Source organism: Streptomyces sp. NPDC045899 (assembly GCF_056431485.1).
Genome location: NZ_JBWKKP010000035.1, coordinates 14,364 through 39,282 on the forward strand (window position 1 = coordinate 14,364; position 24,919 = coordinate 39,282).

Genomic DNA, 24,919 nt, shown 5'->3' on the forward strand with positions numbered 1-24,919 from the left:
GTCGGGTGAGAGGTCGAGGAACAGATGGACAACAACGAGCACAAACTGCGGCGCTACCTGAATCTGGTCACGGCAGACCTCATGCGGGCCCGCAAGCGGGCGGAGGAGCTTGAGCGGCGGGTCGGCGAGCCGATCGCGATCGTCAGCATGGCTTGCCGCTATCCGGGCGGCGTGCGCTCACCGGAAGATCTGTGGGAGCTGGCGATCACCGGGCGGGACGCGATCACCCCGTTTCCCCGCGATCGGGGTTGGGACCTCGACTCGCTCTACGACCCCGACCCCGACCCGGATCACCCGGGCACCAGCTACACCCAGCAGGGCGGCTTCCTGACCGACGTCGCGGACTTCGACGCGCAGTTCTGGGGCATCTCGCCCCGCGAGGCCACCGCGATGGACCCACAGCAGCGACTGCTGCTGGAGACATCGTGGCAGGCCCTCGAAAGGGCTCGGATCGATCCTCACTCGCTGCACGGCAGCGAGACCGGGGTGTTCGTGGGCCCGAGTGTGACCGACTACGCGGCCCTGTTGGCGCGCTACCCGGCCGGGTTCGAGGGGCTCCTGCTCGGCGGCCTGGCAGGAGCCATCATCTCCGGCAGAATCTCCTACCTTCTGGGGCTGGAGGGTCCGGCGGTGACCGTCGACACCGGTTGTTCCTCGTCACTCACCGCCTTGCACCTCGCGGCGGGAGCGCTGCGCGCCGGAGACTGCTCACTCGCCCTGGTCGGTGGCGTTTCCGTGTTGGTCACGCCGGGCTCGTTCGTCGAGTTCAGCATCCAACGCGGGCTCGCTCCGGACGGCCGGTGCAAGTCCTTCGGCGATGCCGCGGACGGTACGTCCTGGGCCGAGGGCGTCGGCATGGTCGTGGTCGAGCGGCTTTCCGACGCCCGCCGCCACCGGCACCCGGTCCTGGCGGTGCTGCGCGGCTCGGCGATCAACCAGGACGGGGCGTCGAACGGGCTGACCGCACCGAGTGGCCCGTCCCAGCAGCGGGTGATCCGGCGTGCGCTGGCTGCCGCCGGGCTCACGTCCTCCGACGTCGACGCCGTCGAGGCACACGGCACCGGCACGACACTGGGCGACCCGATCGAGGCCCAGGCGCTGCTGGCCACGTACGGGCGTGACAGGCGGCCTGGTCGTCCGCTGTTCCTGGGGTCGCTCAAGTCCAACTTGGGCCACAGCCAGTCCGCCGCCGGAGTGGGCGGCCTGATCAAGACGGTGATGTCGCTCCGGCACGGCATGTTGGCACCGACGCTGCACGCCGACCCACCGTCCACCGAGGTCGACTGGACGGCCGGCGACGTCGAACTCCTGCAGGAGTCGCGGTCGTGGCCGGAGACGGAGGACCGGCCACGGCGTGCGGCGGTCTCCGCCTTCGGCATCGGCGGCACCAACGCGCATGTCATTCTCGAGGCGGTGCCCGAAGAGGACGCCGTCCGGGAGGGCGACGGCGTCGCGCACCGCACGCTCGCGGCCGTTCCCTGGTTGGTCTCCGGCCGCACCGCGGCCGCGATGCGCGCCCAGGCCGCGCGGCTGGCCGCCTTCCTGACGAACCGGGCTGAGCCGGCCGGCCTCACCGACGTCGGATACTCACTGGCCACCACTCGCGCCGCCCTGGACCACCGCGGCGTCGTCGTGGCCGCCGATCGAGACGACCTGCTCGCCGGGCTCGGCGCACTCGCCGGGGGCACACCGCATGCCGCGGTCACGACAGGCGCCACCGCGCGCGGACGGCTGGCCTTCCTGTTCACCGGCCAGGGGGCGCAGAAGCTGGGCATGGGCCGCGAGTTGTACGCGGAGCACCCCGTCTTCGCCGAGGCGTTCGACGCTGTCTGCGCACACCTGGACGGTCCGATCGGCCGTACGCTGCGTGACCTGACCTTCGCCGAGGACGACCCGCTGGGCCTGCTCGACCGCACCGGATTCGCCCAGCCGGCCCTCTTCGCCGTCGAGACCGCTCTGTTCCGGCTCGTCGAGTCGTGGGGTGTACGCCCGGACTTCGTCGCGGGGCATTCCATCGGCGAGGTCACTGCCGCGCACGTGGCCGGGATACTGTCGCTCGAGGACGCTTGCGCGCTGGTCGCCGCCCGGGCGCGGCTCATGCAGAGCATGTCCCCCGGCGGCGCGATGGTCGCTGTCCGTGCGGCCGAAGAAGACATCCTGCCGATGCTGGATCAGCTGACCGGCCTCGTGTCCGTCGCCGCGGTGAACGGTCCCACCTCGGTGGTGCTCTCCGGCGACGAGAAGACGCTCACCACTCTGACGGCGAGACTCACCGACAAGGGCCTCCACCCGCGCGAACTGCGGGTGAGCCACGCTTTCCACTCACCGCGGATCGACCCGATCCTGGCCGACTTCCGATCGGCGATCGAGAGCGTCTCGTACGCCGCGCCGCGCATCCCGATCGTGCCGCTCGCACCGGGCGACGCGGACCGGGGCGAGCGGATGCGTTCGGCGGACTACTGGGTCGCCCAGGCCCGTGCGGCGGTGCGGTTCCACGACGGTGTCGTGCGCCTGAACGAGGCCGGTGTCACCACCTACCTGGAGCTCGGGCCGGGCGGGGTCCTCGCCGCCCTCGGCCGGGACTGCCTGCCGCCGGCCGGTCCGGGCGCACCGGAGCGGGCCTTCGTGCCGACACTGCGTCAGGGCCGGGCCGAGCCGGCCGCGCTGCTGGACGCGGTGGCTGCCCTCTTCGTCCGCGGTGTGCCGGTCGACTGGCGCGCGGTCTACGCGGGCACCGGCGCCGCCCAGCTCGACCTGCCCACGTACGCCTTCCAGCGCCGCCGCTACTGGCTGGTCGATCACCTGCCGGCGGGGGCGAGCCTGCTGGCCGACCAGGGCGCCGTCGGCGGGACGGGCGCCCCGCTGCCGGACGCGGTGACGGCCGAGGCGGTCACCGGGATTCCCTCCGTACGCGGCAAGATGGCCGATCGCCCGCGCCAGGAGTGGGCGGAGATCCTGCTCGCCGAAGTGCGCGACCAAGTGGCGCAGCTGATGGGCTACGACGCGCTCGACGACGTGAACCCCCAGCGGGGCTTCGCCGAGCTGGGCTTCGACTCGCTGACCGCGGCCTGGCTCACCGAGCGCCTGAGGGCCGTCACCGGTCTGGAGCTGTCCCGCACACTGGTCATCGACTGGCCGACGCCGCACGCCGTCGCCACACATCTGGCCGACCGCTTCGCCGCGCTCGAGGACCTCGAAACACCACCGGCCGCCCCCGCCGCCACACCGGCGCGTCCGACGCCGGCGGGCGCGGGCCAGGCGACGCCACCGACGGCCGAACCGCTGCCGGTCCTCTTCGCCCAGGCCTGCGCGCAGAACCGGGTGCGGGATGGGCTGGAGCTGCTGGCCGTCGCCGCCCGGATGCGCGTGGGTACCGGCTCGCCGCCGATGCGGGAACCCGTCAGTTTCTCCCAGGGGTTCGCGGGCCCGACCCTGGTCTGCATCCCGTCCGTGGTCGCGCCCTCCAATGTCTACCAGTACGCGCGGATGGCCGACACGCTGCGCACGACGCACAACATGGCTGTGCTGCCGTTGACGGGCTACGCCGACCACGAATCCCTTCCGCCGGCCCGAACCGATCTGGTGGCCGCGGTCGCTGAGACGGTGCTCACCAACGTGACCGGCCCCTACGTCCTCGTCGGATACTCCTCCGGCGGCTGGATCGCGCACGCGGCAGCCGCCCGGCTCAAGGATCTGAACACCGCACCGGAGTCACTCGTGCTGCTGGACAGCCACCTGCCCGGCAGCACAGGTCTGGCCGAGATCCAGGTCGACCTGCTCGGCGACGCGTACGCCGAATGGACCGCGACGCAGCCGCCGCGCGGCGCCGAACTGACCGCGATGGCACACCACCTGAAGCTGTTCGACGACTGGGCACCCACCGACATCGGCGGCGTATCGACACTGCTGCTGCGCGCCACCGAACGGATGGGCGGCCAGCCCCGCACAGGCGAGCACTGGCAGGCCCGCTGGGGTCCCGGCCACGACGCCATCGACGTGCCCGGCACCCACCTGAGCATGATCGACGAACACGCCGCGAGCACCGCCTCAGCCATCAGCGGCTGGCTGGCCCGACGGCCCGCCCATCCCTGACACACCGACTCGATCACGCCATAGAGAAGAAGGACATGACTGACAAAATGGATACCCAGCCAGAGCTGGTATCGGACTTCTACGACGTGTTCACCCATATGTTCCTGCGTTTCTGGGGCGAGAACTTCCACTACGGATACTGGCTTTCCGACGAGGACGACAGTTCCGTGGACGTCGCCACAGATCGGCTCACCGACCTGCTCATCGAGCATCTGGGCCTGCGGCCCGGCCAGCAGATGCTCGACGTCGGCTGCGGTATCGGCACGCCCGCGCTCCGCCTGGCCGGTACGGTCGAGGCGGACATCACCGGCGTCACGATCAACTCGGGACAGGCACAGGAGGCCAATGCCCGCGCCGCGGTGGCGGGCCTGTCCCATCGCGTCCGGTTCGATCACGCCGACGCGATGGCGCTGCCCTATCCGGACGCCTCGTTCGACGTGGCCTGGGCGTTCGAATCGCTACTGCACATGGATCGTTCCCGCGCGCTGGCGGAGATGAGGCGCGTACTGCGCCCCGGCGGCCGCCTGGTGATCGCGGACACGTGCCAGCGTGAACCGATCAGGCCGGAGTACCAGGACATACTCGACGACGCGAAGGCGAAGTTCACCATCGTCGAACTTCCCAGCATCGACGACTACCGGGCCCTGATCGCCGGCGCGGGCCTGGAGTTGGACGAGTTGCTGGACATCAGTGAGCACACCAGGCGAACGCTGCGGATCATGGCCGATGGCGCGAGCGAGCACCGCAGCACCCTGGAGGAGCAGTTCGGTGACGCGGCCCGACAGTTGATCGAGGTCCTGGTGCACCCGATGTCCACACTGCCGGAGTTCGGCTACCTGGTGGCCACGGCGCGCAAGATGCCGTAGGCGCGCTGCCGGCCGGCGGGTGACCACCGATGGTGCCGGTACGGCAACTCGGCGAGCCGATGTGTTCACCGCGGACGGCAGGCCGTGCCACGACGGCCAGCCGACCGGACCGGCGGATAGATCACGAACCCACACGGCCGACGGCGGTGGAGGCGGAGTGCGGCTCGACCGCCGTGCGGACGGCGGGCGGCAGCCAGTCTCCGGACGAGTTCGGTCGGGGTCGGGCGGCGCTTCAGGCCATGAAGCGAGCCGCAACCACGCGAGCGCAGCTCTCAGCGAATGCTTGGCACACTATTTCTGAAGTGCTGCCCTCACGTGCCGCCCCACAGACGGGACACTCCCAGGACGTGAGCGCCGCGCCGGCCCGACGGGGAGACCTTCGCGCCCTACGGATCACGAGAGCGCACAGCTGCGCAGTACCGCGCGAGAGGGGACCGGATTGGGCGGGGGGGCAACCCGGACGGGATTGACCTGTCTGCGAGTTGGGAGCACGAGCGCTCCCAGATGGCTCCCAGCACCCCACTCCGGGGACGGCAAAGGCCGTCCCCGCTACTCGCGGAAACGGCCTCCGACCTGCGAAAACGCTGGTCGGGACGACAGGATTTGAACCTGCGACCCCTTGACCCCCAGTCAAGTGCGCTACCAAGCTGCGCCACGTCCCGGTGCTCGTCCGGCTCGGGCCTTTGCCCTCGCCGACCGCGCACGAGAACAATACCGCACTTCAGGGGGTGGTCGCCTCCACCAGGGGGCGGGGGATGGATCTCCGCCAGGTGGGCGGCGGTGCGGAGAAGCGGTGGGGACAGGCGCGCGCAGCCGTGGTCACGATGAGTCGCCGGGCGATTGCGGTTCGTCGCCGAGGAGGTAGCGCGCGCCCGGGCCGAGGGCGGCGGCGGTGTCGGTGGGGTTGTAGAGGGTGCACTTGCGCAGCGAGAGACAGCCGCAGCCGATACAGCCCGCCAGCTTGCGCTTCAGCCGTTCCAGGTCGGCGATCTGCTGGTCGATGCGGTGGGACCAGGTGCGGGCGGCCGCGTTCCACTGGGTGGCGTTGGGGGCGCGGTCCACCGGGAGGCGGTCCAGGGCGGCGCGGGTTTCCTCCAGGGAGAGGCCGACCTGCTGGGCGGCGCGGATGAACGCGACGCGGCGGAGCGTGGAGCGGGCGAAGCGGCGCTGGCGGCCGGCGGTGCGCCGGGAGTGGATCAGGCCGAGTTCCTCGTAGTAGCGCAGGGCCGAGGTGGCCAGGCCACTGCGAGTGGCCAGCTCCCCGATGGCGAGGAGGTTGGAGGTCGACGTCATGGCGGTCGATCCTAGGCGGGCCGGGGACCGGGCCGGGTGGGCGACATCGAGCGCTTGACTTCAAGTCCGCTTGAAGTTGCACGCTCTTCCCATGACCAACACCGCGGTTCACAGCGCAGACGCGTACCACGACCTCCCTCGTCTCATGGGCCTGATGACCGGCGACGAGAAGCACGGTCCGGCCGCCACCTCCACGCTGGACGCGCTCTGGGTGCTCTACGACCGGGTGCTGCGCGTGTCGCCGGAGAGCATGGACGACCCCGAACGTGACCGGTTCCTGCTCTCCAAGGGGCACGGGCCGATGGCGTACTACGCGGTGCTCGCCACCAAGGGGTTCTTCAGCGAGTCGCTGCTGCCGGGCTTCGGGTCCTACGACTCCCCGCTCGGGCACCATCCGGACCGGCTGCTGGTGCCCGGTGCCGAGATCAGCAGCGGGTCGCTCGGGCACGGGCTGCCGCTGGCCGTGGGGACGGCGCTCGGGTTGCGGGCGCAGGGGCGCACCGGGCCCGCGGTGTGGGTGCTCATCGGCGACGCGGAGCTGGACGAGGGCAGCAACCACGAGGCGATCGCGTACGCCGGGGCGGTCGGGCTGGAGCGGCTGCACACGCTCGTGATCGACAACGCCTCCGCCACCCACGGCCGGCCCGGTGGCATCGCCTCCCGCTTCGCCGCCGGAGGGTGGTCCACGGTCACCGTCGACGGCCGGGACCACCAGGCCCTCCACGAGGCGTACACCGCGCCGCACCCGGGGCGGCCGCACGCTGTCGTCGCCCGGGTCGAGCCCAAAGGCTGACCCTGACCGCCGGCCCCGCCCATCGAACGTCTCCGTGAAAGGACCTCCGCGCCATGGACACCATGCGTGAGCGCTTCACCTCCACCGTCTCCCGTCTCCTCGACGAAGACCCCCGGCTGGCCGTCGTGCTCGCCGAGATCGGCGCCGCCAACTTCGCCGAGGCCCAGCGCGCCCATCCCGACCGGGTGATCAATGTCGGGATCCGGGAGCAGCTGCTGGTGGGAGTGGGTGGCGGGCTGGCGCTGACCGGGATGCGGCCGATTGTGCACACGTTCGCCAGCTTTCTGGTCGAGCGCCCCTTCGAGCAGCTCAAGCTGGACTTCGGACACCAGGGCACGGGTGGGGTGCTGGTGAGCGCGGCCGGTTCCTACGACTGGCCCGCGGGCGGTTTCACCCATATGTCGCCCGGGGACATCGCTCTGCTGAACACCCTCGACGGCTGGACCGTGCACGTGCCCGGCCACCCCGACGAGGCCGAGACCCTGCTGCGGCACGCCGCCGCGGCCGATGACGACGCCGTCTACGTCCGGCTGTCGGCGCACGGCAACACCGCGCCGCGCGATGTCACCCCCGGCCGTTTCCTGACCGTGCGGGAAGGCCGCGGCGGTGTGGTGATCGCGGTCGGGCCGATGCTCGACAATGTGCTCGCCGCCGTGGCGGGGCTGGACGTGACCGTGCTCTACGCCACGACCGTGCGCCCCTTCGACGAGCGTTCGCTGCGCGCGGCCGTCCAGGCGGGCCGCGGATCGGCCGATGTCGTGCTCGTCGAGCCGTATCTCGCCGGCACCTCGACCACCGCCGTCAACGACGCCCTCCCGGACCTGCCGCACCGTGTGCTCGGGCTCGGCATCGGACGGCGCGAGCTGCGGCGCTACGGCGGGATCGAGGAGCACCTCGCCGGCCAGGGGCTGGACCCGGCCTCGCTCCGGGAGCGGATCTCCGGCTTCCTGGGCCGGTGAACCGGGCGGTCCGGGCTTGGTCCAGGTCGCGAGCCTGGTTCAGGTCCCGGGCCTGGTTCAGGTCCCGAGCCTGGCCCAGGTCCCGAGCCTGATCGGTCAGGTCAGGAACCCGCGCCCGCCTCGGCCCCGGCGCCCGGCCGCTCCGGCCCGTCGGCCCGAGCCGCTCCGACCCGCCTCCACCCCTCAGATGTGCTTGTCCAGCCAGGCCAGCAGGTCCGCCTGCACCTCGTCCCGGTTGGTCTCGTTGAGGATCTCGTGCCGGGCGCCCTGGTAGCCCCGCCAGCTCAACTCCCGCGTACCGATGTGGCGGAAGTCCTCCAGCAGTTCGTAGACCAGGGTCATCCGCTGGTTGCAGGGGTCCTCGGTGCCCACCGCCAGATGCACCGGCAGGTCGGCCGGGATCCGGGCCTGCTGCCGGGGGTCGTTGATCTTGCGTACGGCGCGTACCCAGTCCAGGGCGAGACCCGCGCTGAACGGGAAGCCGCACCGCTCGTCCGCCGCGTACGCCGCCACCTCCGCGGGGTCCCGGGTGAGCCATTCGAAGCCCGTGCCGAACTCGTACGGGTCGTTGAACGAGGCGAAGAGGGTGGGGGTGAAAGTGGACAGCACGGTGCGGCCGCCGGTCGCGACCTCCTCCCCGATCCGCGCCATCGCGTCCTCCAGCTCGGTGGCGGGGAGGGTGCGGAAGGTTCCCGAGAGGATCAGCCCGGCCAGTTCCGCGCCGTACTCCTGGGCGCAGTCGCGGGCCAGCATCGAGCCCAGGCTGTGGCCGAGGAGCACCAGCGGCAGCCCGGGGTGTTCGGTGCGGGCGCGGTCGCCGACCGCGCGCAGGTCGGAGACGATCGCCCGCCAGCTGTCGCCCTCCTCGCCGACGACCCCGAGACCGCCCGTGGACGCCGCGGTGGCCCCGTGTCCGCGGTGGTCCGAGGCCACCACGGCGTAGCCGTGCCCGCTGAGGTAGCGGGCGAACCGGTCGTAGCGCAGGGCGTGTTCGGCGGCGCCGTGGGCGATCTGGACGATCGCGCGCGGCGTGCGGCCCTCCGGCAGCCAGGTGTACGTCGCGATGCGCACACCGTCCGGGGTGGGCAGCTGGTCGGTGCGGTAGCTGATGCCGCCTGCTGGCATTCGGTCTCGTCTCCTGGGGTCGGGTCGGTGCCCTGCTGAAGGGGCCGGTGGAGTGGGGCGTGAGTGGGGCTGGAGGGTACGTGGACTGCGGGTGGAGCACGGCTGGAGCGTGGGCGGGAACGGAAGCCAACTCTCCCCTTACCCGGGGCCCAAGCCAAGGCTGTTGGCAGCAAGGTGTTGACCACGAACCCGTGGGGTGTGCAACGATCAAGCGCTTCGTCTGCCGTTTATGAACTCCTGCCCCGCACAACTCCCGTGTCACAGGAGGATCGTTGGACACTCCAGTAGCCCCCGGCGCCGTAGACGCTCCCATCACCCCCGGCGCTCCAGAAGACCCGGACCCCGGAGACGCTCCGGGCGCGCCGGACACCCCCCTTTCCGCCCTCTCCCGGCGGCGCTTCCTCCAGGCCGCGGCTGCCGGGAGCGCCACCGCCGCCGTCACCGCGCTGCCCGTCGAGGCCGCTGCCGCCGCCGGTGCGCGGGCCGGCCGGCGGACACGGCGCGCCTCGCTCTCCTTCACCGCCGCCACCAACGGCGCCGCGACCCTCGCCCCCTCCGGTGGCCCCTCCGCGGCCTCCGGCCCGCGCCTGGTCGCCGAGGTGCAGAACGTCCTGTGGTCCGTGCCCCGGGACGGTGGCGAAGCCACGGCGCTCACCCCGCCCGGGCTGGAGCCCACCCGGCCCGTCTTCTCCCCCGACGGAGAGCTGCTGGCCATCTGCGCGTACCGGGGCGGCGGGTTCCACATCTGGACGCTGCGCCCCGACGGTTCGGAGCTGCGGCAGCGGACGGACGGCCCCTGGGACGACCGCGGTCCGGCCTGGTCGCCCGACGGCACCCGGATCGCCTTCGCCTCCGAGCGCGGCGGCGACCCGGTGGCGGGCAGCCCGTACCGGGTGTGGGTGCTGGAGACGGCCAGCGGTGAACTCACGCGGCTCACCGGGCTGTCGGGGCAGGAAGGCCCGCTCCAGGACGGTGCCTGGGAGGACTTCGACCCGACGTGGTCGGCGGACGGCGAGCGGGTGCTGTTCGTCCGCGGGGTGCCCGGCGGAACGCCGGTGGGCAGCGTGCTGGACGCGCGTACGGTGGCCTCCGTACGGGCCGACGGCACCGGTCCGGTGCGGGTGGAGCACACCGAACCGGCCGGCGGCACCCAGGTGATGACACCAGCCCTCGCGGCGGACGGACGGCTCGCCTATCTGCGGACCACCCCCGCGCCGAGCGCCTCCTGCACCCTGGTGGTGGACGGGAAGCCGGTGGCGCTGGAGGGCGAACCGCATCCGGTGCCGCCGCGCTGGACGGCCGAGGGGGAGCTGCTGCTGACCGTGGACGGGCGGTTCCAGCTGGTGCGCCCCGGCGGGCCGGAGGGGGACCGGAGCACCCGGGAGATACCCTTCCGCGCCACCCTCCCCGTCGAGCGGCCCCGCTACCGGGTCAAGGACTACGACTTCGACGGCGGCGGGGCGCGGCCGGTGCGCGGGATCCACCTGCCCGCGCTCTCCCCGGACGGCCGCCGCGTGGCCTTCGCCGCGCTCAACTCCCTCTGGGTCGCCGACATCGCGGGCGGCCGGGCTCCCAAGCGGGTCGTACGGGCGGCTCCCACGCGCTATCTGCTGGCGCCCACCTGGACGTCCGACGGACGCGCGCTGGTGTTCGCCGACGACCGCGACGGACTGCTGGCGGTGCGCCGCCGGGACCTCGGCTCGGGTGAGGAGACCGTTCTGGCGTCCGGGGGCCGGGTGCATCCGGCGCTCTCCCCCGACGGCAAGCGGCTCGCCTGTGTCGACATGTCGGGAAACCTGGTCCTGCGCGACCTGGAGGCCGCCACCGAACGGGTGCTGGCCGCCCCGCTGGGCGCGGGCGGGCTGCCGGGGCGGCCGAGCTGGTCCCCCGACGGCCGGTACATCGCGCTGTGCGACCGCAACCGGCTGAACCAGCGGTTCCGTGAGGGCTACAACCTGATCCGGGTCGTGGACGCGGCGAGCGGAGCGGCGAAGCTGCACGCGGTGGCCGCGCACACCTCGCTCTCGGACCGCTACGACTCCGGGCCCGTCTGGTCCCCCGACGGCCGCCACATGGCGTTCGTCTCCGAGTCCGCGCTGTGGCTGCTGCCGGTGCGGTCCGACGGCACCCCCGACGGCGCGCCGCGGCGGCTGACCGACGAGGCCGCCGACCACCCCTCCTGGTCGGGGGACTCTCGCCGGGTGCTGTACCTGGCGTCGGGACGGCTGCGGCTGCTGGACGTCGAGTCGGGCGAGACCCGTACGGTGCGGGTGCCGCTGGAGCGGCGGCGGCCGCGTCCGGCCGACACCGTGGTGCACGCCGGACGGTTCTGGGACGGCACGGACGGCGGCGGCCCGGGCGACGGCGGCAACGTCCGCGAGGACGTGGACATCGTGGTGCGCGGCGGGCGGATCGCCGCCGTGGAGCCGCACCGCGGCGGACGGGTGGCCAAGCGCCGGATCGACGCCTCGTCCCGCACCGTGCTGCCAGGTCTGTGGGACGCGCACACACATCCCTGGCAGTACACCTACGGCGGCCGTCAGACCGCGCTCCAACTCGCCTACGGCATCACCACCGCGGTGTCCCTGGGCGGCTTCGCCTACGAGCAGGCGCGGCTGCGGGAGGCGGTGGCGACGGGTGCCCTGGCCGGGCCCCGGCTGCTGGCCACCGGTGAGCTGCTGGACGGGCCGCGGGTGGCCTACAGCATGGGCCGGGCGCACCGCACACGGGACGGGCTGCGCCGTTCGCTGGAGCGCGCGGCCGGGCTCGACTGGGACTTCGTCAAGACCTATGTCCGGGCACCGGGCTGGGTGATGGAGGAAGCCGCGCGGTTCGCGCACGAACGGCTCGGAGTGCGCACCGGAAGCCATCTGTGCACCCCCGGCATCCAGCTCGGACAGGATCTGACGACCCATCTGCAGGCCACCCAGCGACTGGAGTACGGGCACGCCACGACGGCGTCCGGGCGGGCGTACCAGGACCTCACCGAGGTCTACACGGCCACCTCGGACTTCCGGCTCATCGCCACCCCGTTCACCGCCGCGCCACTGGTCGGGGCGGACCCCTCACTGGCGCGGGACGAGCGGGTCACCCGGCTGATGCCGCCCTGGGACTCCGCGCTGGTCCGGCAGCTCGCCGGGACACCGCCGACCGACGCCCAACTCGGCACCCTGCGCACGGAGATCGGGGTCTACCGCCGGGTCCTGGAGGCGGGCGGAGTGGTCGCACTGGGCACGGACCAGCCGCTGGTGCCGGTCGGTCTCCATCTGCACCTGGCGCTGCGGGCACTGCACCGGTACGGGCTCTCCCCCGCCGAGGCGCTGCGGACGGCGACCGTACTGCCCGCGCGGGCCTTCGGCGCCGAACGCGATCTGGGCACCCTGGAGGTCGGGAAGCTGGCGGACCTGACGGTCGTCGACGGGGATCCCTTCACCGATTTCGACTCCCTGGTACGGACCGAGGCGGTACTGCGCGGCGGGATCCCGTTCCGGAGCGAGGAGCTGGTGGAGTCCTTCCCGGCCGCCGGGCAGGAGCGGCACGGTATGTCGGCCGAACACTGGCTGGAGGTGGGACGGCACCTGCGCCGTGAGAGCTGCTGCGAGCTCCACGGCTGAGCGTACCGGTGGGTCGGCGCCGGGTCCGACGGGCCCGGCGCCCCCGGCCCGCGCGCGGTCCACCGGCGCACGGGGCCATCCGGCGGACCGGCTCAGAAGACCGGGCTCAGAAGACCAACTGGCCGACGCCCAGCAGATTGCCCTCGCTGTCCCGGAACCAGAAGGCGCGCTCACCCCGCGCGCCCTTGCTCGGGTAGTTCCCCTCGATCCGGGCGATCCCGCCCTCCGTGCGGAACCCGGGCACGTCGACCTCCTCGAACACCACACCGCGCTCGCGGAGCTCGGCGGCCGCCGCGTCGAGGTCCGCCACCTCCCAGCCCATCTGGGTGAAGGCGCCGGACGAGGCCCCGGTCGACTGGAACACCGCGAAGTCCGTACCGCCGCAGCGGTACAGCAGTCCGCCGGGGCGTTCGTCGACGGGCTCCAGGCCCAGCTTCTCGGCGTAGAAGCGGCGTGCCCGCTCCAGGTCCCGGGCGGGCAGCCGGGTCGCCACGCGGCCCTGGCCCAGGGCGCCGCTGTTGTCTGCGTTCATGGCTCCACTGTGCCGGTGGCGGGCCCGCGCGGCCCGGCACCGTTCCGCCATCCGGCCGTGGCACCGCCGGCCGGACAGGTCCGGGCCGGACACGCTCTAGCGGTGCTCGCCGCCCGGCCGGGTGAGCCCGAGCAGATCACGGGCCGGACCGGTGGGGCGGTGTCCGGCCGGCCAGACCGCGCGCAGGTCACGGCGGAGCGTCACGTCGGCCACGGCGACCTCCACCAGCCGCCGGGCGGAGAGCTCCTCGCGCACGGCCAGTCGGCTGAGCACGGCGGGTCCGGCGCCGCTCACGGCCGCCGCCTTGACCGCCGTGGTGGAGGCGAGCTCCAGCAGCGGGGCGGCGAGACCGCCGTGGTCGGCGAGGGCGGCGTCCAGTACCTGGCGGGTGCCGGAGCCGCGTTCGCGCAGGATCAGCGGGGTGGCGGCGAGCTCGGCGGGACTGATCGCGGCACGGCGGCGGGCCCAGGGGTGGGTGAGGGCGGTGACGACGGCCAGCCGGTCATGGCCGATGACCACCCCGTCCAGTCCACCGGGCACGTCGAGGCCCTCGACGAAGCCGATGTCCGCCTCGTCGCCCAGCAGCCGCCCCGCGACGGCCGCCGTGTTCCCGGCGAGCAGGGAGACGGCGGTGTCCGGGCGCAGGGTGCGCAGCGCGATCAGCCAGCCGGGCAGCAGGTACTCCGCGATGGTCATGCTGGCGGCCACCCGCAGCCGGGAGTCACGGCGGTCGCGCAGGGCGTGGACACCCGCGTCGAAGGACTCGGCGGCCTCCACCACCCGCCGTGCCCAGTCGGTGACCAGCGCCCCGGCCTCGGTGACCCGGGAGCCGCGCGGTGAGCGGTCGACGAGGGCGATGCCCAACTGCCGTTCCATGGCCTGGATCCGGCTGCTCGCGGCGGGCTGGGTGATGCCGAGTTCACGGGCGGCGCGACCGAGGCTGCCGAGGCGGGCGACGGCCAGCAGGAGCTCCAGCGCGCCGAGGTCGGGGACGCGGTGCGAGACGGGCACGGTCGCCGCGCCCCCGTCGGTGCCGTTCGGTATCGGTGCGCCGCCGTCGTTCCGTCCTTCGCTCATAAACGCAGTTTATGTCCTCATAGGATCGCGGTGTCTGGTGGCCGCCGGGCGGGCGCGCGAGGCTGCCGTCATGGTCACTGTCGCGCCTGCCCGCCCCCTCCCCGCCACCGTGGGCGGACGCCCCCGGGCGTCCGCACGCCACCTGGGTCCCAACTGGTACGCCACGGTGATGGGCACCGCGATCGTGGCCGGCGCGGGCGCCGGTCTGCCGGTGGGGGTCCCCGGGCTGCGCGAGGTGTGCCGCCTGGTGTGGGCGCTGTCGGTGCTGATGCTGGCCGTCGTGCTGGTGGCCCGTGCGGCGCACTGGACCCGTCACCGCGACCGGGCCCGCGACCACCTGCTGGACCCGGCGGTCGCGCCGTTCTACGGCTGTCTGGCGATGGCGCTGCTCGCGGTCGGCGGCAGCACGCTGTCGGTGGGCGCGGACATCATCGGCGCCACGGCGGCGGTGGCGGTCGACGCGGTGCTGTGGACGGCGGGGACGCTGCTGGGCCTGGTGGTCGCGGCCGGGATCCCGTACCTGATGGTGACCCGCCACCGGATCGGCCCCGCGGACGCCTCCCCGGTGTGGCTGCTGCCCGTGGTGGCGCCGATGGTGTCGGCGGCGCTCGGCCCGCCGCTGGTGCCGCATCTGCCCGCCGGGCAGTGGCGCTCGGCCATGCTGCTGGGGTGTGCCGCGCTGATGGGGGCGAGTCTGCTGGCGACCCTGCTCATGCTGCCGCTGGTCTTCGGCCGTCTGGTGCGCCACGGACCGCTGCCGGCCGCGCTGACACCCACGCTCTTCCTGGTCCTCGGCCCGCTCGGACAGTCCACGACGGCCGCGGGCGCCCTGGCCGACGCGGTGCGGTCCGCGGGGTACAGCGGGACCCCGGAGGCCGTCGCACGGTTCGCCTCGGTGGCCTACGGGGTGCCGGTGACGGGGTTCGCGCTGCTGTGGCTGGCGCTGGCCGGGGCGATGGTGGTGCGGGCCGTGCGGCGCGGTATGCCGTTCGCGATGACGTGGTGGGGGTTCACCTTCCCGGTGGGCACCTGCGTCACCGGCGCGGCGGCGCTGTCCCGCCACACCGGGCTGGACGCGTTCGGCTGGCTGTCGGTGGGGCTGTACGGCCTGCTGGTGGCGGCGTGGGCGCTGGTCGCGGCGCGGACGGCGGCCGGCCTGGCCCACGGCACCCTCCTCGCTCCCCCGCCGTCCGCGGGCCCGCCCCCGTCCGCCGGCCGCGGATGACCGGAGCCCGGCCGGTGGTGGCCGGTCCCGCGGAACCGCCCCACGGCCGGGACTGCCGCGTGGGCCCACCGCCGGAAGGCGCGACCGGCACGGCCCGAAGCCCGCACCCGGCCCGCGGGCCGGCGGCCTCAACCCTGTTCAGCACGGGGGCCCGTGGCGCACCCGGTGGCCAGAACATGCCACGAACGCCCCACGGCACGACGCGACGACACGCCCCGGAGCCGGAACGCCACGCGCGGGCGCGACGTGGCAGAACCGCGTCCGGCGCGGGCTCCCCCGGCACAGCCGGCGACCATGCCCGGCCCGGCACAGCAGACAGATGGCGCGCCGAGGACGCACCCGGTGGCCGGAACGTACCGGGGACGCCCCACGGGCACGACGCGACAGCACGGGGCACCGCATGACGCCTCCGGTCCGGTCGCCCGGCTACGGCTACGGCTACCGCGGCCGGATCAGCCCGCCGACGTCAGCGCGGCGGTGAGCACCGCCGGAGCCTCCGTCAACGAGGGCCCGTACCAGGTGAGATGGCGGCCGCTGACCAGGGCCGCGGGCAGGCCGGGGAACGCCTCGGGGCCGTCGTCCGCCGTGAAGCGGTACGGCTCGTCCGGCAGGACCACCAGATCCGCGCCCGCGGCCGTCAACGCGTCGAGCGGGATACGGGGATAGCGCTCCTCGTGGCCGCTGTGGAGGTGGCGCACGCCGAGCCGGGCGAGGACGTCCCCGGCGAAGGTGTCCCGGCCCAGCACCATCCACGGCCGCCGCCACACCGGGACGACGGCGCGCCGCGGCGGGCCGTCGGGCGTGATGTCCGCCCAGGCCGCCTCGGCCTCGTCCAGCCAGCCGGGGCGCGGCAGTCCGCAGCCGCGCACCAGGACGCGGTCCAGTTCGCTGAACGCCTGCTCCAGGGTGCGCACTTCGGTGACCAGCACCGTCAGACCGGCGGCGCGCAGCGCGTCGAGGTCGGGGGCGCGGTTCTCCTCCTCGTTGGCGATGACGAGATCGGGTGCGAGGGCGGCGATCCGCGCGGTGTCGGGGTTCTTGGTGCCGCCGATCCGCTCCGCGCCGAGACCGGGCGGATGGGTGCACCAGTCGGTCACCCCGGCCAGCAGCTCGGGCGCGGTGGCGGCGACCGCCTCGGTGAGCGAGGGCACGAGGGACACCACACGCCGGACGGGGGTGCGAGGGCTCATCGCTCCACCGTACGGCGTACCCGACGCCGTGCCGCCGGGGCCGTGCCGTGCCCGCCGGTTCCGCCGGGTCCGCCGGGTCCGCCGGGTGCGCGAAACGCCGCCGCCGCGGCCCGGAGTGGATGCTCCCGGCCGCGGCGGCGGACCAGTCGTGGGTGGTGACGCGGTGGGTCAGGAAGCCACCGGTGCCATCTTGTCCACGATGCCGGGGTGGGCGTCGATCCACTTCTGGACGCCCTCCTCCTCATTGCCCTTGCCCGCGTCCTGCACGGACGCCTCAAGGCTCGCGAGCTCCTTCTCGCTCATGTGCCACTTCTTCAGCCACCCGTTGAACTCCGGGTACTTCTGCGGGAAGGACTTGTTGGCGAGGGTGTGCAGCTGGTTGTTGGCCCCGAACGCCTTCTGCGGGTCCGCCAGCTTGGTGAGCTTGTACTTGTTGTACGCCCAGTGCGGGGACCACAGGACGACGGCCACCGGCTCCTTCTTGGCGTACGAGCGCTCGAGCTGCGCGAGCATCGCCGGGGAGGAGCCGTTGGTGACCTCGTACTCCTTGTCCAGGCCGTACTGCTTGAGGACCTTGCTGTTGAGCAGCTTCATCTCGCCGGTACCCGGCTCGATGCCGACGATCCTGCCCTTGAAGAGCCCGGACTTGCCCTTGAGGTCCGCCAGGGACTTCACGTCCTTGACGTAGGAGGGCACCGCGATCTCGAGCGAGGTCTTGTCGTACCACGCCCCGACATCGACGAGATTCTTCTTGTACCGGTCCCAGTACTGTTTCTGTGCGACCGGCAGCCAGCCGTCGAATTCGACATCGATCTGCCCGGTGCTCATTCCGGTGAACATCGACCCGACGTCGTACTGCTTGATCTCCGGCTTGTAGCCGCGCCGCTCCAGGACGTTCTTCCACAGATAGGTGGTGGCGATGTCCTCGTCCCACGGGAAGTAGCCGATCTTGGGCGTGGCGCCGGCGTCCTTGCCCTTCTGGTCGCCGCCCGGCACCGGGGCGAGCTTGTTGACCATGCCGGGGTTCTTCTTCAGCCAGGCTTGTACACCCTGCTGCTCATTGCCCTTGCCCGCGTCCTGGATGGCCGCCTCGAGGCTGGTGAGCTGCTTCTCGTCCAGCTTGAACTTCTTCATCCACTGAGCGACCTGCGGGTTCTCCTTCGAGAAGCCCTTGCGCGCGATGGTGTCGATGTGGTCGCCCTTGCCGAAGGCGCCCTTGGGGTCCTTGAGCTTGGTGAGCTTGTACTTGTTGTACGCCCAGTGCGGGGACCACAGGGTGACCGCGATCGGCTCCTTCTTGGCGTAGGAGCGGTCCAGCTGCGCGAGCATGGCCGCGGTGGAGCCCTTGACCAGGGTGTAGTCCTTGAGCCCGTAGTCCGGGATGACCTTGTCCTGCATCAGCTTCATCTCACCGGCGCCGGGCTCGATGCCGATGATCTTCTTCTGGAAGGTGGAGGACTTGCTCTTGAGGTCCTCCAGCGACTTCACGCCCTTGACGTACGACGGCACGGCGACCTCCAGCGAGGTCTTGTCGTACCAGGAGCCGAGCTTCTCCAGCTGGCCCTTGTACTTCGACCAGTACGCGGCGTGGGTGGCCGGCAGCCAGGCGTCGGTCTGCAGGTCGACGTTGCCCGCGGCCAGACCGGTCCACAGGGCGCCGACGTCGTACGACTGCACCTTGGGCTTGAAGCCGCGCTGCTCCAGGAGCTCCTTCCACAGGAAGGTGGAGGCCACGCCCTCGTCCCAGTTGATGTAGCCGATGTCGACCGACTGGCCCTTGCCGACGTTCGCGGAGACGGCGGGGCCTGTCTCGTCACTGCCGAACATCTTCATCCCGCCGGCGACCAGGGCCAGGACGACCACGCCGACCATGGCGACCGAGGTCGCGGGCCGCCAGTGGAGCACCTTCGCGCCCTTGAGTCCCTTGGCCCGTTCCTTGGCCAGCGCACGGCGGGCGAGCGGGGAGACACGCTGATTGAGCGCGCTGGTCATCCGGTCCAGGTACATGGCCAGGATGACCACCGCGATGCCGCCTTCGAAGCCCATCGACACGTCGACGGAGCTGATCGCCTGGAAGACGGTGGCCCCGAGGCCCGCGGCACCGACCATACCGGCGATGACGACCATGGACAGCGCCAGCATGATCACCTGGTTGATGCCCGCCATGATGGTGGGCAGGGCGAGCGGGAGCTGGACGCGGAGCAGGGTGCGGCGCGGATGGGTGCCGAAGGCGTCGGCCGCCTCGACCAGCTCCGCATCCACCTGGCGGATGCCCAGTTCCGTCATGCGGACGCCCGGGGGCATCGAGAAGATGACGGTCGCGACGACACCGGGGACCACCCCGAGGCCGAAGAAGAAGATGCCGGGGATCAGATAGACGAAGGCGGGCATCGTCTGCATGAAGTCCAGCACCGGCCGGATCAGCGCGCTCACGGTGCGGTTACGGGACGCCCAGATGCCCAGCGGCACCGCGAACACCAGGGTGATCACACCGGCGACCAGCACCAGTGCGAGGGTGTTCATCGCCTCGCCCCACAGCTCGATCGAATCGATGAGCGCGAAGCCCGCGAAGGCGAGGACGGCGGGCAGCAGACCACGCAGCCACCAGGCGAGCACCGCGAGGATGCCCGCCATCAGCAGCGGCTCGGGGGCGCTGAGCGCCGAGTTCACCGCGTCGTACATGCCCTGCACGACCGAGGTGATGAAGTCGAAGAACCAGCTCAGGTTGTCGCGGAGCCAGTTGACGCCGGAATTGATCCAGTCGCCGAGCGGAATCCTAGGCACCGGAGATCACCTTCTTCACGGACTCGGGCGCGTCCGGTGAGCCGGGGGCCGGTGGGCTCGCGCCGTCGGGACCGCCGTCGCCGTCACCGAGGACGGCCAGCAGCCGGGCGCGGGAGACCACACCGATGAGCGAGCCGTCGTCGTCGGTCACGGCGACCGCGACACCGCTGCGGGAGCAGGGGGTGAACAGCTCGATGATGGGGGTGTCCGCGGTGACGGTGGCCGGGGCCGCGGCCAGGACGTCCTGCTCGGTGCGGAGCTCGGTGCCGTCGTCGGTGGTGGCGCCCAGCACCTCGGCGGGCTCGGTCATGATCGCTCCGGCGGTGAGCACCCGGCTGCGGTCGACGTCCTGGGTGAAGGAGGCGACGTAGTCGTTGGCCGGGGTGACCAGGATGTCCTCGGCGCTGCCGATCTGGACGATCCGGCCGTCGCGCATCACGGCGATGCGGTCACCGAGCCGCATGGCCTCGTTGAGGTCATGGGTGATGAAGACGATCGTCTTCTTGAGCCGCTTCTGGAGCTGGAGGAGCTGGTCCTGCATATCGCGGCGGATCAGCGGGTCCAGCGCGCTGAAGGACTCGTCCATCAGCAGCAGGTCGGCGTCGGTGGCCAGGGCGCGGGCGAGGCCGACGCGCTGCTGCATACCGCCGGACAGCTCGTCGGGCCAGGACCGCTCCCAGCCGCCCAGGCCCACCAGCTGGAGCGCCTCGGTGGCGCGCTCGACCCGCTCGGCGCGCGGTATGCCCTGCACCTCGAGGCCGTAGGCGGCGTTCTCCAGCACGCTGCGGTGCGGGAAGAGGGCGAAGTGCTGGAAGACCATGCTGATCTCGTGGGACCGCACCCGGCGCAGATCGCGCGGGTCGAGTCCGGTCAGGTCGCGGCCGTCGAAGTGGACGCTTCCCGCCGTCGGCTCCAGCAGTCCGTTGAGCATCCGCAGCAGGGTGGACTTACCGGAACCGGAAAGACCCATGACGACGAATATCTGGCCTGCCTCGACGTCGAAGGAGGCGTCGATGACCGCCGCTGTCGTACCCTGCGCGCGCAGCTCCTCACGGTCGGTGCCGCCCTCGAGTCTCGCCACCGCCTCATCAGGTCGTCTGCCGAACACCTTGTACAGGCGCTCAGCTCGCAGCTTGGACACACACACCTCTCAGGTAGCACCAAAAAGCGACCCGCCACCCCCGCCGGCAGGTCGCAGAGCGATGCGATATCCGACCGCATGCCCCATGCAATAGTTGAAATGTTGAACGGGTTCGCTCCGGGTGCGCGCATGCCCTGATCTGCTTGGCGTAAACCTTTCGGTGGCGCACTTCACACTCCCGGCGCGTCGATGTCCGCGGGGTACGGCATCATGCGAGGCGTGACGCGACGCCTGATGCTTCTCGATACCGCTTCTCTCTACTTCCGAGCTTATTTCGGAGTGCCGGATTCGGTCCGGGCTCCGGATGGCACACCGGTGAACGCCGTGCGCGGTCTGCTCGACTTCATCGCCCGGCTGGTGCAGGACCACCGGCCGGACGACCTGGTGGCCTGTATGGACTTCGACTGGCGGCCCGGCTGGCGGGTCGAGCTGATCCCCACCTACAAGGCGCACCGGGTGGCCGAGGAGGCACCCGAGGGCGAGGGGGTGGACCAGGAGGAGGTCCCGGACACCCTCTCCCCCCAGGTCCCGGTGATCGACGCGGTGCTGGACGCGGTGGGTATCGCCCGGGTGGGCGCCGCGGACCACGAGGCGGACGATGTGATCGGCACCCTCGCGGACCGGGCCACCGGTCCGGTCGACATCGTCACCGGCGACCGCGACCTCTTCCAGCTCGTCGACGACGGCCGGCGGGCACGGGTCCTCTATCCGATCAAGGGCGTCGGCACCCTCCAACTGGTGGACGAGGCGGCGCTGCGCGAGAAGTACGGGGTGGACGGTCCGGGATACGCGGACCTGGCACTGCTGCGCGGCGACCCGAGCGACGGACTGCCCGGGGTGCCCGGCATCGGCGAGAAGACCGCGGCCAAGCTGCTCGCCGCCCATGGCGACCTGGCCGGGATCATGGCCGCCGTGGACGATCCGGCCTCGAAGCTCACTCCCTCGCAGCGCAAGCGGCTGGACGAGGCACGGGCCTATGTCGCGGTGGCCCCGAAGGTGGTGCGGGTGGCCCGGGACGTCCCGCTGCCCGCCTTCGACCCCGCGCTGCCGCGCCGTCCGCGCGATCCGCGAGCACTCGGCGAGCTGGAGGAGCGCTGGGGTTTGGGAGGATCTTTGCGTCGCCTTCTGTCCACCCTCGAGGGATGAGCTGTTAGGTTAGGTAACCCTAACTGTTTTTGATCAGGGAGACCGCCATGGCAGACCGTCCGGCCCGCAGGAGTCCCCGCCCGCACCGTGCCCAGGTGGTGCGCACCGACCGGCTCACCCCGCATATGGTGCGGGTGGTGCTGGGCGGTGACGGCCTGGCCGGGTTCGCGGCGGGCGAGTGGACCGACCACTATGTGAAACTGCTCTTCCCGGCCCCGGGCGTCAGCTATCCCGAGCCGTTCGACATCGAGCGGATCCGGGCCGAATTCCCGCGGGCCCAGTGGCCGGTGACGCGTACGTACACGGTGCGCGCCTGGGACCCGGCGGCGCATGAGCTGACCCTGGACTTCGTGGTCCACGGTGACGAGGGGCTGGCCGGCCCCTGGGCCGCCGGGGCCGAACCCGGCCAGGAGATCCACCTGTTGGGGCCGGGCGGCGCATACGCCCCGAGCGCGGACGCGGACTGGCATCTGCTCGTCGGGGACGAGAGCGCGCTCCCCGCGATCGCCGCCGCGCTGGAGCGGCTCGCCGCGGCACCGGGCGGGCCCGGCGGCGCGGACCGCGCCCCCCTGCGCGCCTTCGTGGAGGTCGCGGGTCCCGAGGAGGAGCACAAGCTGACCGTGCCGGAGGGTGCGGAGGTCACCTGGCTGCACCGGGGTACGGCCCCCGTGGGAGAGGCACTGGTGGACGCCGTGCGCTCGCTGGAGTTCCCGCCGGGCCAGGTGCACGCCTTCGTCCACGGCGAAGCGGGCTTCGTGAAGGAGATCCGCCGTCATCTGCGGCTGGAGCGGCAGGTGCCGCGCGAGTGGCTGTCCATCTCCGGCTACTGGCGCCGCGGTCACAACGAGGACGGCTGGCAGGCGTCCAAGCGGGAGTGGAACGAGCAGGTGGAGTCCGAGCAGGAGGGCGCGCGGCAGGACGCCGCATAGCCCCACCGCGGCGCGCGGCGCCGCGGACGACCACCGTGCGATGGCCCCGGCCGGGGTGAGGACACCCGGCCGGGGCCATCGGCGTATGCGGCCGCCGTCCCCGGCGGTGGACGGTCACCGGGAACCGTGGCGACTCCGGACGAGGGGCGCACTCCCGCGCGAAAAAGATGTGTCGGCTTTTAAGCCGATTTTCTGATGAGTGCTGCAATAACCCCTATTGCACCTGTCGCACCTATCACCCGATTGCTTTAATCAACTCAGCGAGATTGGCACGCAGCACCTGGTTCTCGGCGCCGACTGGTTGCGCCGGCGCGACGCAGGCCGCGACGGTCCCCCAGCGTGTTCGATCCTCATCGCTTCTGAACCGCTTCTGAACCGCTTCTGAACCCTCGTCATCGCTTCGCGTCCGTACCCGGGATGCCAGGCGCGGCTTCGGACCGCGCAGGTCAGCGGCCCGCTCGCCCCTGGCGCCGGACGGCCCGGGCCCCGGTGCCCCCCGAACCCCCGCAACCCACCCCTGGCCGAACGGCCCCTCATAGGAGGCAACATCATGGCAACCATCACGTCGCTGGTGGACACCACCACCGGCACCAACCAGGGCAAGGCCGGCGACACGCTCCAGATCAACGGCACCGCCCTGGGAACGACCACCAAGGTGAACTTCGGCACGAAGACCATCACCACCGGACTGACCGTCACCGCCACCCAGGTCACCTGCACCATCCCCGGGGGGCTGTGCGCGGGCCAGGTGTCCGTCAGCGTCACCAGCAGCACCAACGTCACCAGCAACGCCCTGCCGTTCTTCCTGATCGCCGAGCCGTCCACCAGCGGTGTGAGCGCCACCTGTGGTCCCGCCGCCGGTGGTACCTCGGTCACCGTCTTCGGCAGCAACTTCCTGACCGGGACCGGGGTCACGGTGGGCGGCACGGCGGTCACCCCGACCCCCACCTTCAGCTCCAACTCGCAGGTCACCTTCAACACACCGGCGCACACGATGGTCAACCCGTGCATCGACACGGTGAACATCGTGGTGACCACGGCGGGCGGTGCGAGCACCCCGGTCAGCAACCTGGCCCAGTTCTCGTACTACACCACCCCGGCCATCACCTCCGTGGCGCCCACCACGGGCACCGAGGGTGACAGCGTCACGGTCAACGGCACCTGTCTGGTGGACGTCGAGTCGGTCGAGTTCGACGACGGGACGAACACCATCGCCGCCGACTTCACCAGCCTCGGCGACGCCCAGCTGGTCGCCACGGTGCCCGCCGGCCTCACCCCCGGCGCCGGAACCATCACCGTCACCACTTGTGGCGGCGCCTCCAACGCCCAGGCGTTCACCATCACCTGATCCGGCACCGTCCGGTATCACCCCACCCCGTCCCCCGTCCGCACACCAGGCGCCGGGCAAGCGGCGACCCCCGCGCTCTGGCCGACGGCCCGTCGGCCAGAGCGCGGCCGCCTGCCAGGCACGAGAAGGAGAGCACGATGGCCCCCGTAGTGACCAGTGTCAGCCCGAATCAGGGCGCCACGACGGGAGGTACTTCCGTCACCATCACCGGCACCGGCTTCCCGGGCGCCACCGTCGTCAGGTTCGGCTCCCAACTGGCCACCAATGTGGTCGTGGTGAGCAACACCCAGATCACCGCCAAGACACCGGCGGGAACAGGCACGGTCAAGGTCACCGTCACGGGACCGAGCGGCACCAGTACGCAGAACGTGTTCTATACGTACACCACGGTGGCGACACCGCTGCTGACGAGTCTCAGCCCCAGCTCCGGCCCCGCGGCGGGCGGCAACACGGTGACGCTGAACGGCGCGAACCTCACCGGAGCCACCCAGGTCCTCTTCGGCGCCACACCCGCCACCATCCTCACCAACACCGCCACCCAAATCACCGTCACCGCACCACCCGGAACAGGCACCACCAACGTCACCGCCACCACACCCGGCGGAACCAGCAACACCCTCCCCTACACCTACATCACCACCCCCGCACCCACCCTCACCACCCTCAGCCCCACCTCCGGCCCCACAACAGGCGGCAACACCGTCACCCTCAACGGCGCGAACCTCACCGGAGCCACCCAGGTCCTCTTCGGCGCCACACCCGCCACCATCCTCACCAACACCGCCACCCAAATCACCGTCACCGC

At 71.9% G+C, this 24,919-nt stretch carries 17 protein-coding genes and 1 tRNA gene; 10 read left to right on the top strand and 8 right to left on the bottom strand.

All coding sequences use genetic code 11. The features are described 5' to 3' along the window. Nucleotides 1–24: 24 nt before the first annotated feature. Nucleotides 25–4,092, top strand: coding sequence for a type I polyketide synthase (locus tag AC07FT_RS33455; protein ID WP_479179844.1), 4,068 nt, complete (start codon nucleotides 25–27; stop codon nucleotides 4,090–4,092). A gap of 47 nt (nucleotides 4,093–4,139) precedes the next feature. Next, nucleotides 4,140–4,958: an SAM-dependent methyltransferase gene (locus AC07FT_RS33460; RefSeq protein WP_479179845.1), complete on the top strand. Its 819-nt coding sequence runs from the start codon at nucleotides 4,140–4,142 to the stop codon at nucleotides 4,956–4,958. A gap of 585 nt (nucleotides 4,959–5,543) precedes the next feature. Here the strand turns inward: AC07FT_RS33460 and AC07FT_RS33465 are convergent. Beyond that, nucleotides 5,544–5,620, bottom strand: a tRNA-Pro gene (locus tag AC07FT_RS33465). Nucleotides 5,621–5,777: 157 nt separating this feature from the next. Next, on the bottom strand, nucleotides 5,778–6,251 hold the full coding sequence (gene soxR / locus AC07FT_RS33470) for a redox-sensitive transcriptional activator SoxR (protein ID WP_479179846.1): 474 nt from the start codon (nucleotides 6,249–6,251) through the stop codon (nucleotides 5,778–5,780). A gap of 91 nt (nucleotides 6,252–6,342) precedes the next feature. Here soxR and AC07FT_RS33475 point away from each other — a divergent pair, with 91 nt between their 5' ends. Continuing rightward, nucleotides 6,343–7,044 (top strand): transketolase, encoded by a 702-nt coding sequence (locus tag AC07FT_RS33475; protein WP_479179848.1) that lies wholly within the window; start codon nucleotides 6,343–6,345, stop codon nucleotides 7,042–7,044. A gap of 53 nt (nucleotides 7,045–7,097) precedes the next feature. Continuing rightward, nucleotides 7,098–8,003, top strand: coding sequence for a transketolase family protein (locus AC07FT_RS33480; protein ID WP_479179849.1), 906 nt, complete (start codon nucleotides 7,098–7,100; stop codon nucleotides 8,001–8,003). A gap of 183 nt (nucleotides 8,004–8,186) precedes the next feature. On the opposite strand, the gene AC07FT_RS33485 is transcribed toward AC07FT_RS33480, so the two are convergent. Further along, the gene (locus AC07FT_RS33485) at nucleotides 8,187–9,128 is read right to left on the bottom strand and encodes an alpha/beta fold hydrolase (protein WP_479179851.1); all 942 of its coding nucleotides are present in this window, start codon (nucleotides 9,126–9,128) and stop codon (nucleotides 8,187–8,189) included. 311 nt (nucleotides 9,129–9,439) lie between these two features. Between AC07FT_RS33485 and AC07FT_RS33490 the strand changes: the two genes are divergently transcribed. Further along, entirely contained in the window at nucleotides 9,440–12,742 is a 3,303-nt protein-coding gene (locus tag AC07FT_RS33490) for an amidohydrolase family protein (protein WP_479179884.1), read from the top strand. A 106-nt stretch (nucleotides 12,743–12,848) separates the two neighbouring features. Here AC07FT_RS33490 and AC07FT_RS33495 read toward each other — a convergent pair whose 3' ends face one another. Both AC07FT_RS33495 and AC07FT_RS33500 read right to left on the bottom strand, forming a co-directional pair. Beyond that, complete coding sequence (locus tag AC07FT_RS33495; protein WP_479179853.1) at nucleotides 12,849–13,274, bottom strand: VOC family protein; 426 nt, start codon at nucleotides 13,272–13,274, stop codon at nucleotides 12,849–12,851. Nucleotides 13,275–13,370: 96 nt separating this feature from the next. Then, nucleotides 13,371–14,351 (bottom strand): LysR family transcriptional regulator, encoded by a 981-nt coding sequence (locus AC07FT_RS33500; protein ID WP_479179855.1) that lies wholly within the window; start codon nucleotides 14,349–14,351, stop codon nucleotides 13,371–13,373. Nucleotides 14,352–14,421: 70 nt separating this feature from the next. Here AC07FT_RS33500 and AC07FT_RS33505 point away from each other — a divergent pair, with 70 nt between their 5' ends. Continuing rightward, nucleotides 14,422–15,576 carry a TDT family transporter gene (locus tag AC07FT_RS33505; protein ID WP_479179856.1) on the top strand — a complete coding sequence of 385 codons (1,155 nt, stop codon included), beginning with the start codon at nucleotides 14,422–14,424 and terminating at the stop codon, nucleotides 15,574–15,576. A 452-nt stretch (nucleotides 15,577–16,028) separates the two neighbouring features. On the opposite strand, the gene AC07FT_RS33510 is transcribed toward AC07FT_RS33505, so the two are convergent. From AC07FT_RS33510 to AC07FT_RS33520, 3 genes are all read right to left on the bottom strand, one after another. Then, on the bottom strand, nucleotides 16,029–16,766 hold the full coding sequence (locus AC07FT_RS33510; RefSeq protein ID WP_479179857.1) for a helical backbone metal receptor: 738 nt from the start codon (nucleotides 16,764–16,766) through the stop codon (nucleotides 16,029–16,031). Nucleotides 16,767–16,934: 168 nt separating this feature from the next. Further along, nucleotides 16,935–19,550, bottom strand: coding sequence for an ABC transporter permease/substrate binding protein (locus AC07FT_RS33515; RefSeq protein ID WP_479179859.1), 2,616 nt, complete (start codon nucleotides 19,548–19,550; stop codon nucleotides 16,935–16,937). Continuing rightward, a complete protein-coding gene (locus AC07FT_RS33520) occupies nucleotides 19,543–20,691 on the bottom strand; it encodes a quaternary amine ABC transporter ATP-binding protein (RefSeq protein ID WP_479179861.1) in 1,149 nt (382 codons plus the stop codon). The genes AC07FT_RS33515 and AC07FT_RS33520 overlap by 8 nt, the downstream gene beginning before the upstream one ends. A 189-nt stretch (nucleotides 20,692–20,880) precedes the next feature. Between AC07FT_RS33520 and AC07FT_RS33525 the strand changes: the two genes are divergently transcribed. The 4 genes from AC07FT_RS33525 to AC07FT_RS33540 all read left to right on the top strand — a co-directional run. Then, on the top strand, nucleotides 20,881–21,837 hold the full coding sequence (locus AC07FT_RS33525; protein WP_479179863.1) for a 5'-3' exonuclease: 957 nt from the start codon (nucleotides 20,881–20,883) through the stop codon (nucleotides 21,835–21,837). A 47-nt stretch (nucleotides 21,838–21,884) separates the two neighbouring features. Beyond that, nucleotides 21,885–22,766: a siderophore-interacting protein gene (locus AC07FT_RS33530; protein WP_479179865.1), complete on the top strand. Its 882-nt coding sequence runs from the start codon at nucleotides 21,885–21,887 to the stop codon at nucleotides 22,764–22,766. Nucleotides 22,767–23,316: 550 nt separating this feature from the next. Beyond that, nucleotides 23,317–24,114 carry an IPT/TIG domain-containing protein gene (locus AC07FT_RS33535; protein ID WP_479179866.1) on the top strand — a complete coding sequence of 266 codons (798 nt, stop codon included), beginning with the start codon at nucleotides 23,317–23,319 and terminating at the stop codon, nucleotides 24,112–24,114. A gap of 137 nt (nucleotides 24,115–24,251) precedes the next feature. Continuing rightward, nucleotides 24,252–24,919, top strand: a 668-nt coding sequence (locus AC07FT_RS33540; protein WP_479179868.1) for an IPT/TIG domain-containing protein, incomplete at its 3' end; no start/stop codon positions are given.

Excerpts from the sequence above, each read along its gene's own strand:
- AC07FT_RS33455 (WP_479179844.1), top strand. The coding sequence starts at position 25 with ATGGACAACAACGAGCACAAACTGCGGCGCTACCTGAATCTGGTCACG.
- AC07FT_RS33460 (WP_479179845.1), top strand. The coding sequence starts at position 4,140 with ATGGATACCCAGCCAGAGCTGGTATCGGACTTCTACGACGTGTTCACC.
- soxR (WP_479179846.1), bottom strand. The coding sequence starts at position 6,251 with ATGACGTCGACCTCCAACCTCCTCGCCATCGGGGAGCTGGCCACTCGC.
- AC07FT_RS33475 (WP_479179848.1), top strand. The coding sequence starts at position 6,343 with ATGACCAACACCGCGGTTCACAGCGCAGACGCGTACCACGACCTCCCT.
- AC07FT_RS33480 (WP_479179849.1), top strand. The coding sequence starts at position 7,098 with ATGGACACCATGCGTGAGCGCTTCACCTCCACCGTCTCCCGTCTCCTC.
- AC07FT_RS33485 (WP_479179851.1), bottom strand. The coding sequence starts at position 9,128 with ATGCCAGCAGGCGGCATCAGCTACCGCACCGACCAGCTGCCCACCCCG.
- AC07FT_RS33495 (WP_479179853.1), bottom strand. The coding sequence starts at position 13,274 with ATGAACGCAGACAACAGCGGCGCCCTGGGCCAGGGCCGCGTGGCGACC.
- AC07FT_RS33500 (WP_479179855.1), bottom strand. The coding sequence starts at position 14,351 with ATGAGCGAAGGACGGAACGACGGCGGCGCACCGATACCGAACGGCACC.
- AC07FT_RS33505 (WP_479179856.1), top strand. The coding sequence starts at position 14,422 with ATGGTCACTGTCGCGCCTGCCCGCCCCCTCCCCGCCACCGTGGGCGGA.
- AC07FT_RS33510 (WP_479179857.1), bottom strand. The coding sequence starts at position 16,766 with ATGAGCCCTCGCACCCCCGTCCGGCGTGTGGTGTCCCTCGTGCCCTCG.
- AC07FT_RS33525 (WP_479179863.1), top strand. The coding sequence starts at position 20,881 with ATGTCCGCGGGGTACGGCATCATGCGAGGCGTGACGCGACGCCTGATG.
- AC07FT_RS33530 (WP_479179865.1), top strand. The coding sequence starts at position 21,885 with ATGGCAGACCGTCCGGCCCGCAGGAGTCCCCGCCCGCACCGTGCCCAG.
- AC07FT_RS33535 (WP_479179866.1), top strand. The coding sequence starts at position 23,317 with ATGGCAACCATCACGTCGCTGGTGGACACCACCACCGGCACCAACCAG.